Here is an 8054-nt window from a genome sequence, read left to right on the forward strand (position 1 = left end):
GCGCTGACTGAAAAAACCCACCGGCTTGCATCTCCAGCCGGCAAACTCCTATTGTTCCATACCTAAAAAAACACGGCAGTTGCCGTGTTTTTCTTTTGGTCCGTTTTGCTGCAAAAAAAGAATGGCGGAAGCCCGCCATTCTTTTTCATTTTCCTTTAAAAGCAGGCTTGCGCTTTTCAACGAAGGCTTGTATGCCTTCGAGATGGTCTGCCGTTTTGCGTATAGCCGATTGCCCGGCGGCTTCGCCTGCGAGTACTTCATCCAACTCGGCCAGCTTCATGCCATGCAGGATTCCTTTCGATTTCAGCATCGCAGCAACCGGAGAGGCCAGCACTTCATGCGCGTATTTCTCCGCCTGTTCCAAGCCTCTGCCTTCCGCCGTCACTTCTTCGATCAAGCCTTTGGCGAGGGCATCATGCGCTTTCAGCACTTGGCCCGCCCAAATCAATTGCTTCGCCCTTGGCACGCCGACACGCTCTTTTAGGAAGAAATGGCCGCCTCCGTCCGGGATGAGCCCAATGCCGATGAAATTCATCGCCAATTTGCTGCTTTCTTCCGCCACGACATGGTCGCAGGCAAGCGCCATGCTGAACCCAAGCCCTGCAGAAGCGCCATGCACAGCCGCAATCGTCACTTGCGGCAAGGTATAAAGCGCTTTTGCCAGGCGGCTAACGTCACTCATCACCACATCGATATCCATCGGGTTGTCGGGATCGACCATTTCCTTAATATCGCCTCCGGCAGAAAACGCCCGTCCTGCCCCGTGAATAATCAGCGCATGAACCGACTGGTCATTTTTCAAGCTTTCAAAGCAATCCGCGAGCTCTCCCATCATTTTCGCGTTCATTGCATTCATTGAATCCGGACGGTTCAGCACCAAGTACGCCAAACGCCCATCTTTTTTCAGCATAATCGTTTGATACATAAGAAAAAGACACCCCTTCGTAAAAATGAATTATCATTCATCTTTACGTATTCGGTGTCTTTTCCGTAAATCCTTTTTTTGCTGGAATTACATGCTTTCGTAAAGTTCTTGTACTGGCTTGATCAAAACACGATTTACTTCTTCGATCATTTGGCTAAGTGCCATTTCAGCTTCGAGCATAGACAAGATTTTCGGGTTTTCCTGAGCAGCTTGCGCTGTCGCTTGAGCACCCATCATTTCTTCTTCAGTGATCTCTTCGCCTTGCTGTTGTTTTTGCTGCAATGTAACTTGCAGGTCGCGGAATTTCTTGAACAATTCGTTCGCTTCGCTATCTGCCGTTACTTGTGCAACCGCTTCTTGAAGTTTTTGAAATTCCTCTGTTGAACGGAACGATGATTCTAATTTGTTGATGTCGTCATAAATGTTTACTGCCATGTAAATCTCTCCTCTACCCTAAATTCAGCACTGTGACGAGCAAACCCTGGAGTATGCCGATAAAGCCCCCCAGAAATGCGCCCAGTACCGTGATCATCTTGAATTCTCTCCGTGAAATCCCAAGCACCAATTCTTCCAATCGGCTGAGCGGCAGAGAATCGACTTGCTGTCTGACCATATTTTCCATGTCGATTTTCAATATGGTCTCTTCTAACTTCTGCTCTCCCATTTCAAACGCGAAGTCCGTAATGAGAGGCGTAATATTGACACTTGTCCATTCTAACCCCCGAGGCCATGTCTCTGCAAGTGATGCGTCTAGTCTTGCAGAAATGCGGGCCTGATCGCGGACATATTGCTTGATGGCCGCAATCGCCGGCTCGGCGTCGAATTCCTTCAAGAGTTCGTCTGCGCGCTTGTCCTGTAGCTTTTCCCATTCACGGAATGCCAAAGTTCCGAGCAGCTCGAAGGTTTTCGGGGAATTAAGAAATTTGATGATTTCCAATTGGGTCTTATTCGTAATTGACTGGGAATCGCCGAACAAATTGTGGAGTACTGTCCCGAAGCGGCCGCGCGATACTAGAAATTCGTCCAATAAACTTTTAACCGTCTGTCGCCCTGCAGGCGAAGCAAAATAGTCCGAGCCTCTGTCGACGGCGTATTTAACGCCGCCAAAAATCTTTTCCTCGATTCCCGGCTTCCAGGCATCCGGAAGTAATTCCCGAACGGTTTTTCCGGCGATGTAGTCATCTATGGCGTCCCGGTTGCGGTCAACCAACCCGTCGAGCTTCGCTTCAAGCTTTCGGTCCACACCTTTTTGATTGGCAAGGTCCAGCCATTCGTTAAACGTGCGGGGCGAAGAAAAAAGATGCAGATCCAACTGGCGATTCAGCCAGTTCTCTGTTTTCTTATGCATCGCTTCGTTGAAAAAGCGTTTTTTGAAGGTTTCCGGCGTCAGCAAATGTTCTACCACGGTACGGCCGAGCTGGCGCGACAATTCATCCCGTCGCTTCGGGATTAGCCCTGGCGTAAACGGCAGGCGAAACTTGCCGATGTATTTCGCTTCGTATGGCCAGAACAGCATCTTGATGGCCAAATGGTTGGTCATGCCGCCGATCAAGGCACCGATCAAGGCCATCAGCATTAATGTCAGTAGAATATTCAACTAAGGTCACTCATTTCTTCTTTGTCTATTGCGTCTCTTCCCCTATAATGGAAAGAGACGATCAAAGGGGGATTCCGATGCTGCAGCATTTTAAATTCAAGCCGATGTTCGAAGACAGCCGGCTGCCCGGCTGGAACATCTCATTCTTTTACCGCAATGAACGCATTCGCGGCGAGTATCATCCGGACGGGTCGATTGTTTGGCAATCCGCTCCGCCGCAGGATGAGGAAGCCATCAAGAAAATGGTCCATGAACTGATGCTTTATCATGTATACGACTGAAGTGCCGGGAAAGTTCCGGCGCTTTTTTCATTTATGCCATGAGCCGTAGCTATATTATAAAGATAGAGCCGCCGGTTTCACAACAATAGCGTATTGCTTCCCCTAAAAAGAAAAAAGGGGTGGCCCCTTACCCAACGTTCTGGGTAGAAGCCATCCCTGATTGGATGCGATACATTTGGCGGTAGATGCCATCATGATCCATCAATTGATCATGCGTGCCGGATTCAGCGATTTCGCCCCGGTCGAGCACCAAGATGCGGTCTGCATTCTTGATGGTCGACAAACGGTGGGCGATGATGAACGTCGTCCGACCTTTCTTCAATACATCCATCGCATGCTGGATGATTTCCTCTGTCTCGGTGTCGATATTCGACGTCGCTTCGTCCAGGATCAAAATCGCTGGATCGAATGCGAGCGCCCGTGCAAATGACACGAGCTGGCGCTGTCCAGAAGAAAGCGTGCTGCCTTTTTCCACAACCGGCTCATCGATGCCATTCGGCAAATGCTTCGTGACGCGCTCGCCGCCAACCGCTGCAAGTGCCGCTTGCGCTTTTTCACGGCTGACGCGTTCGTCTCCGAGCGTGATATTGGATTCAATTGTTCCGGTGAACAAATATGGATCCTGCAGCACGATGCCCATGTGTTCACGCACTGCCTGCCTTGGCAGATCATTGACATTGACGCCGTCGATTAAAATCTGCCCTTTTGTCGCGTCGTAAAAACGGAACAGCAAATTCATGATTGAACTTTTCCCTGATCCTGTATGGCCGACAAGTGCGACAGTCTCCCCTTGCTTCGCTTCAAATGATAAATCCTTCAGTACATATTCTTCATCTTTATACGCAAACCAGACATGCTCAAAGCTCACATTGCCTTGGTAGCGTTCGACCCGTTCGTCGTTGACCGGTTCACCGGGACGGTCGAGCAAGCGGAACACACGCTCAGCTGCCACGAGTGATTGTTCCAGACGGCTGAATTGGTTGACGATGCCGCTGATCGGATTGAACAGCCGGATGATGTAGTCGACGAATGCATACAGGACGCCGACCGTCACGACCGTGTTGCCGCTCATCGAAGCACCGCCGAAATACCAGATGAATAGAACGAAAATCATCGAGCGCAAGACGCCGACCATATTATGCGAAGCGGCTGCTTCTAGCACCAATAACTTCTGCTGGAATTTGAAGTGCTTTTGGTTGAGCTCTTCAAATTCACCTTTCATCTGCTTCTCGCGCCGGAATGCCTGGATGATGCTCATGCCTTGGATCGATTCATTGATCATGGCATTCATCTCACTGACTTTTTCCCTTACGATATGATTGAAGTTTGAAGCGTATTTTCTATAAATGAGCATCCATGCATACAAGAGCGGCACGAGCACGAAGGCAATTGCCGCCATGCGCCAGTCCAGATAGAATAGAGCGGCATAGATTCCTGCCATATACATGAAGCTCGTCGCGAATTGCGCAAGCACCGTGACGAACAACTCGCGGATCGCTTCGGTGTCGTTGGTGATGCGTGCGACCACTTTCCCTGCCGGTAAATTATCGAAATAACTGATCGGCAGACGCTGGACTTGTTCAAAGACATCCGTCCGCATTTTGCGGATGACGCGGTTCGCGCCTTTTTGCAGCAAGATATATTGCAAATAGCGGAACACCGCCGTGACGACCGATAAGCCGAAGAACAAGGCCAAAAGTTGTGCGATCGGGCCGAATTCGATTTCCCCGGCACCCGAGATGTGTTCATCGATGATTTCCATGGCAATCAAAGGCGCTGCCAAATCGGCGGCCACCGCCACCGCAAGGAACACCAAGCCCCAAATGATGACGCTCTTAAATTGCAATGCATAATTCGTTAAACGTTTTCCTGTTCGCATCTTATTGCACCTCCCCGATTTGCTGGCGGAGGAATTGTTCATGATACCAGCCTTGTTTTGCCACTAATTGCTCGTGCGTGCCTTCTTCGATGATGCGCCCATCATCCAGCACGACAATCCAGTCGGCGTGTTTGACGGCAGACAATCGGTGCGTCGTGATGATCGTCGTCTTGCCTGCCCGTTCGCGTTGGATGTTCTCGATGATTTTGGCTTCTGTCTTGGCATCGACCGCCGAGAGGGAATCATCCAAAATGAGGATTTCGGGATTTTTGATGATCGCCCGCGCGATCGAAATGCGCTGCTTTTGCCCCCCTGAAAGCGCGACGCCTTTTTCGCCGACCAGTGTTTCCAGGCCGTTTGGCAACATGGCCAAATCTTTTTCGAAATAGGACAGCTTGATGGCCTGGGACACATCCTCTTCCGTCGCATCCGCTTTTCCAAACAGGATGTTCTCCAAAATGGTCCGTGAAAATAGGACGTGATCCTGCGGGACATAGCCGACCCAATCGCGCAATTGCGCTTTGCTTAGTTCGTTGATTTCGATGCCGTTCATCGTCAAGGAACCTTCACCTGTCGGGTATTCCTTCAGAAGCTGTTTGACGAATGTCGTTTTGCCGCTTCCCGTCTTGCCGACGATGCCGAGCGTCTGCCCGCTGTTCATCGATAAATTGATGCCTTGCAAATTGATCGATGTCGACTGTGGATATGTGAAACCGAAATCACGGAAGCCGATGCGCTCCGGATGCCCGGTTTCTTTTGTCGTTTTCGGATCAACCACGTCTTCTTCGTAATCCAAAGTTTCATTGACGCGGTCGATCGATGCATTGCCGCGCTGCAGGATATTGATCAATTCACCGATCGCAAACATCGGCCAGACGATCATGCCGAGGTAAACGTTAAAGGCAACTAAATCACCCAAAGTCATCGTCCCTTCGGAAACAAGAAACGCGCCATAGCCGAGTCCGATGACATAACTGATGCCTGTCAGCACTTTCGTGACCGGCGCGAACAGGGCATCGATGCGCTCGACCGCCATGTTCTTTTCGTAAACATCTTGCGTCATGTCTTGGAATTCCTTTTCAGATGAACGTTCCTGCACATATGCCCGAACGACGCGGACGCCACCGACCGATTCCAAGACGCTGTCGTTCATATCACCGAATGCGTCCTGCGCCAAAGTATAGCGCTCGTGGATTTTCTTGCCGAGCAATTGGACGACAATCGCGAGAACCGGCAATGGCAAAATGGCCAAAAAGGTCAATTCCCATGACACGAGAATCCCCATCGCCACGATGATCGTCGCCATGTATAAAGTCGAGTCGACAAGTGTCAAGATCCCAAATCCTGCCGTCTCGGAAATCGCCTTTAAATCATTGGTCGAACGGGCCATCAAATCCCCCGTCCGGTTCTTCTCATAGAATGTCGGCGTCATCTTGAGGAAATGCCCCATCAGGCTTGAGCGCAATTGCCGTTCGATGACATAAGCCCCGCCGAACAATTGGTATTGCCAGATAAAATTGATGACATAAGCCAGCACCATCGCGACAAGTAAAACGACGACATACTGCCAGAGCAGTTCACTCGTCAGCTCCTGCTGGGCGATGGCATCGATGGCCACCCCTATCAGCCAAGGCGGCACGATCTCGAGAATATTCGCTACAAATAATAGCACCACTGCGATTGTATAGCGCAGCCAGTTTTCTTTAAAAAACCATTTCAATTTCCATAAAACATCAAACATACATTACGCCTTCTTTCCATTTTCAGTTTGGCTAATCGCCTTCAAGCGATTCCTTGATGAGTGCTTTTTTCACATGAGGCTTTTCCATAATGCTTCTCTCCCTTAGTTTCGATTATTTATTTAAGCAGCCAAGCTGTTTAAACCACACAAAAAGAGCGCATACCTGTTTTCAGGCATGCGCTCTTGAAAATAGGACTGGATGCACAGACCCAACCCGAATATTTCTAGTCACGAAGTAAATAGCAATTAAAAATCATCGGAGTGCCTGGCAATGCTATGCAATTGGTTTTTAACGCCTTTTGAATTTTTTTCATTGTCCAAACCTCCTTTTCCATATATTTGTTAGTTCAAGAGTACCACTCGTTTTTTTGAATTGTCAAGCTATTTTGAACTGAAATGACAATTCAGCCAAAAGTCGTACTGCCGCTCCCCCTCCCAGCTACCGCCAGTTGCGCCTGAAAGGTTTGCAACTACAATATTTGGGGGAACAAAAGAATAACAGTAAATTGAGGCGGTGAAAGAAATGTATAAGAATATTGCAATCGCATATGACGGGTCGGAAGGCAGCCGGCTGGCACTGGAGAAAGGCATAGAACTTTCCAAGATTCTTCCAGGCTCCAAACTGACAGTCATCTACGTCAACGAAGAAGCGCAGGAACGCACAGGCTATATGGATGTAGGCCATGCTTCAGCACCAGTGACTTCAGCAAATGTCGACAGTTCGTATGCACAATTCATGCCGCAGGGAATCGGCGATGATGGCTACCGGCCGCCGCCGGAACTGGATACAGCCCGTGCTTCGGAATACTCGAAGCATATGCACAACTCCATTCAACAGCAGCTCGACGCCAAAAACGCCGAAGCGTCTGTTTTGGCGCTTGAAGGCCCGGTCATCAAGACGATCACGGGATTTATAGACGAGCAGAACATCGATCTATTGATTGTCGGCAATAGCGGGAAATCCGGATTGCAGAAATTTTTCGTCGGTTCTGTCAGCAGCAAGCTGATCAAAGATTCCAATTCTACCGTTCTTGTGGTGAAATGATCCCCCTAGGATGTGGACTCCCCCATCCTGAGGGGGATGTTTATTTTTATGACATATTTTTGACATAATTAAATGAATATCATATATTTATCTGTTTGCCAGATTCCCTACATGGGTAAAGAATACTAATTAAACCAGCTGGAAAATAAAGAAAGGAAGAAGGGGTCAGCCATGCCGAGACATACTGTATATTTTCTATCATCACATCAACATCGCGGGCTGATGGCTGAAATTTGGGCGAGCCGCTTAATGCTGCCGGACTGGGACATCAGAAGTGCGGCATGGAACCAACCATCTTTCAACGACATTCCGATAGAAGTGCTAAAAGAGATCATCTTGGAGATTCCGCCAGTCGAGCAGCGCGTGTATAATCCGGACGAAGTGAAACAGGCGGATTTGATCATCGCCCTGCATGACGGGGAATTCGAACAAGCTGATATACCGGACGATTTGCCGATGCAGAAATTGGTGCGCTGGGATATCCCAAACCCCGAAATCCGCAGCACGGACAATAATGAAAAATGGGCTTTATATCAGGAAGTCTGCGATGCCATCGCGATGAATATCAAGGAAATGGAACCATTTC

General features: G+C 49.1%; 9 protein-coding genes. 4 read left to right on the forward strand and 5 right to left on the reverse strand.

The features are described 5' to 3' along the window. Positions 1 to 3 precede the first annotated feature (3 nt). Positions 4 to 66 (forward strand): YhzD family protein, encoded by a 63-nt coding sequence (locus ON064_RS18490; protein ID WP_407951626.1) that lies wholly within the window; start codon positions 4 to 6, stop codon positions 64 to 66. Positions 67 to 145: 79 nt separating this feature from the next. Here the strand turns inward: ON064_RS18490 and ON064_RS15630 are convergent, their stop codons facing one another. The 3 genes from ON064_RS15630 to ON064_RS15640 form a co-directional block, all read right to left on the reverse strand. Further along, positions 146 to 925 (reverse strand): enoyl-CoA hydratase, encoded by a 780-nt coding sequence (locus ON064_RS15630; protein ID WP_274625501.1) that lies wholly within the window; start codon positions 923 to 925, stop codon positions 146 to 148. Positions 926 to 1012: 87 nt separating this feature from the next. Beyond that, entirely contained in the window at positions 1013 to 1360 is a 348-nt protein-coding gene (locus tag ON064_RS15635; RefSeq protein WP_121301008.1) for a YlbF family regulator, read from the reverse strand. 13 nt (positions 1361 to 1373) lie between these two features. Continuing rightward, on the reverse strand, positions 1374 to 2522 hold the full coding sequence (locus ON064_RS15640) for a DUF445 domain-containing protein (protein WP_274625502.1): 1149 nt from the start codon (positions 2520 to 2522) through the stop codon (positions 1374 to 1376). Between the two features lie 77 nt (positions 2523 to 2599). Here ON064_RS15640 and ON064_RS15645 point away from each other — a divergent pair, with 77 nt between their 5' ends. Next, entirely contained in the window at positions 2600 to 2803 is a 204-nt protein-coding gene (locus ON064_RS15645) for a YheE family protein (RefSeq protein ID WP_058381306.1), read from the forward strand. Positions 2804 to 2930: 127 nt separating this feature from the next. Here the strand turns inward: ON064_RS15645 and ON064_RS15650 are convergent, their stop codons facing one another. Together ON064_RS15650 and ON064_RS15655 are read right to left on the reverse strand one after the other, a co-directional pair. Beyond that, entirely contained in the window at positions 2931 to 4682 is a 1752-nt protein-coding gene (locus tag ON064_RS15650) for an ABC transporter ATP-binding protein (protein ID WP_274625503.1), read from the reverse strand. 1 nt (position 4683) lies between these two features. Further along, entirely contained in the window at positions 4684 to 6423 is a 1740-nt protein-coding gene (locus ON064_RS15655) for an ABC transporter ATP-binding protein (RefSeq protein WP_274625504.1), read from the reverse strand. Positions 6424 to 6946: 523 nt separating this feature from the next. On the opposite strand from ON064_RS15655, the gene ON064_RS15660 reads away from it, so the two are divergent. Both ON064_RS15660 and ON064_RS15665 read left to right on the forward strand, forming a co-directional pair. Beyond that, a complete protein-coding gene (locus tag ON064_RS15660; protein WP_274625505.1) occupies positions 6947 to 7468 on the forward strand; it encodes a universal stress protein in 522 nt (173 codons plus the stop codon). Between the two features lie 171 nt (positions 7469 to 7639). Next, positions 7640 to 8054, forward strand: a 415-nt coding sequence (locus ON064_RS15665; RefSeq protein ID WP_274625506.1) for a low molecular weight phosphatase family protein, incomplete at its 3' end; no start/stop codon positions are given.

Source organism: Planococcus sp. A6 (assembly GCF_028823615.1).
Classification (GTDB): domain Bacteria; phylum Bacillota; class Bacilli; order Bacillales_A; family Planococcaceae; genus Planococcus.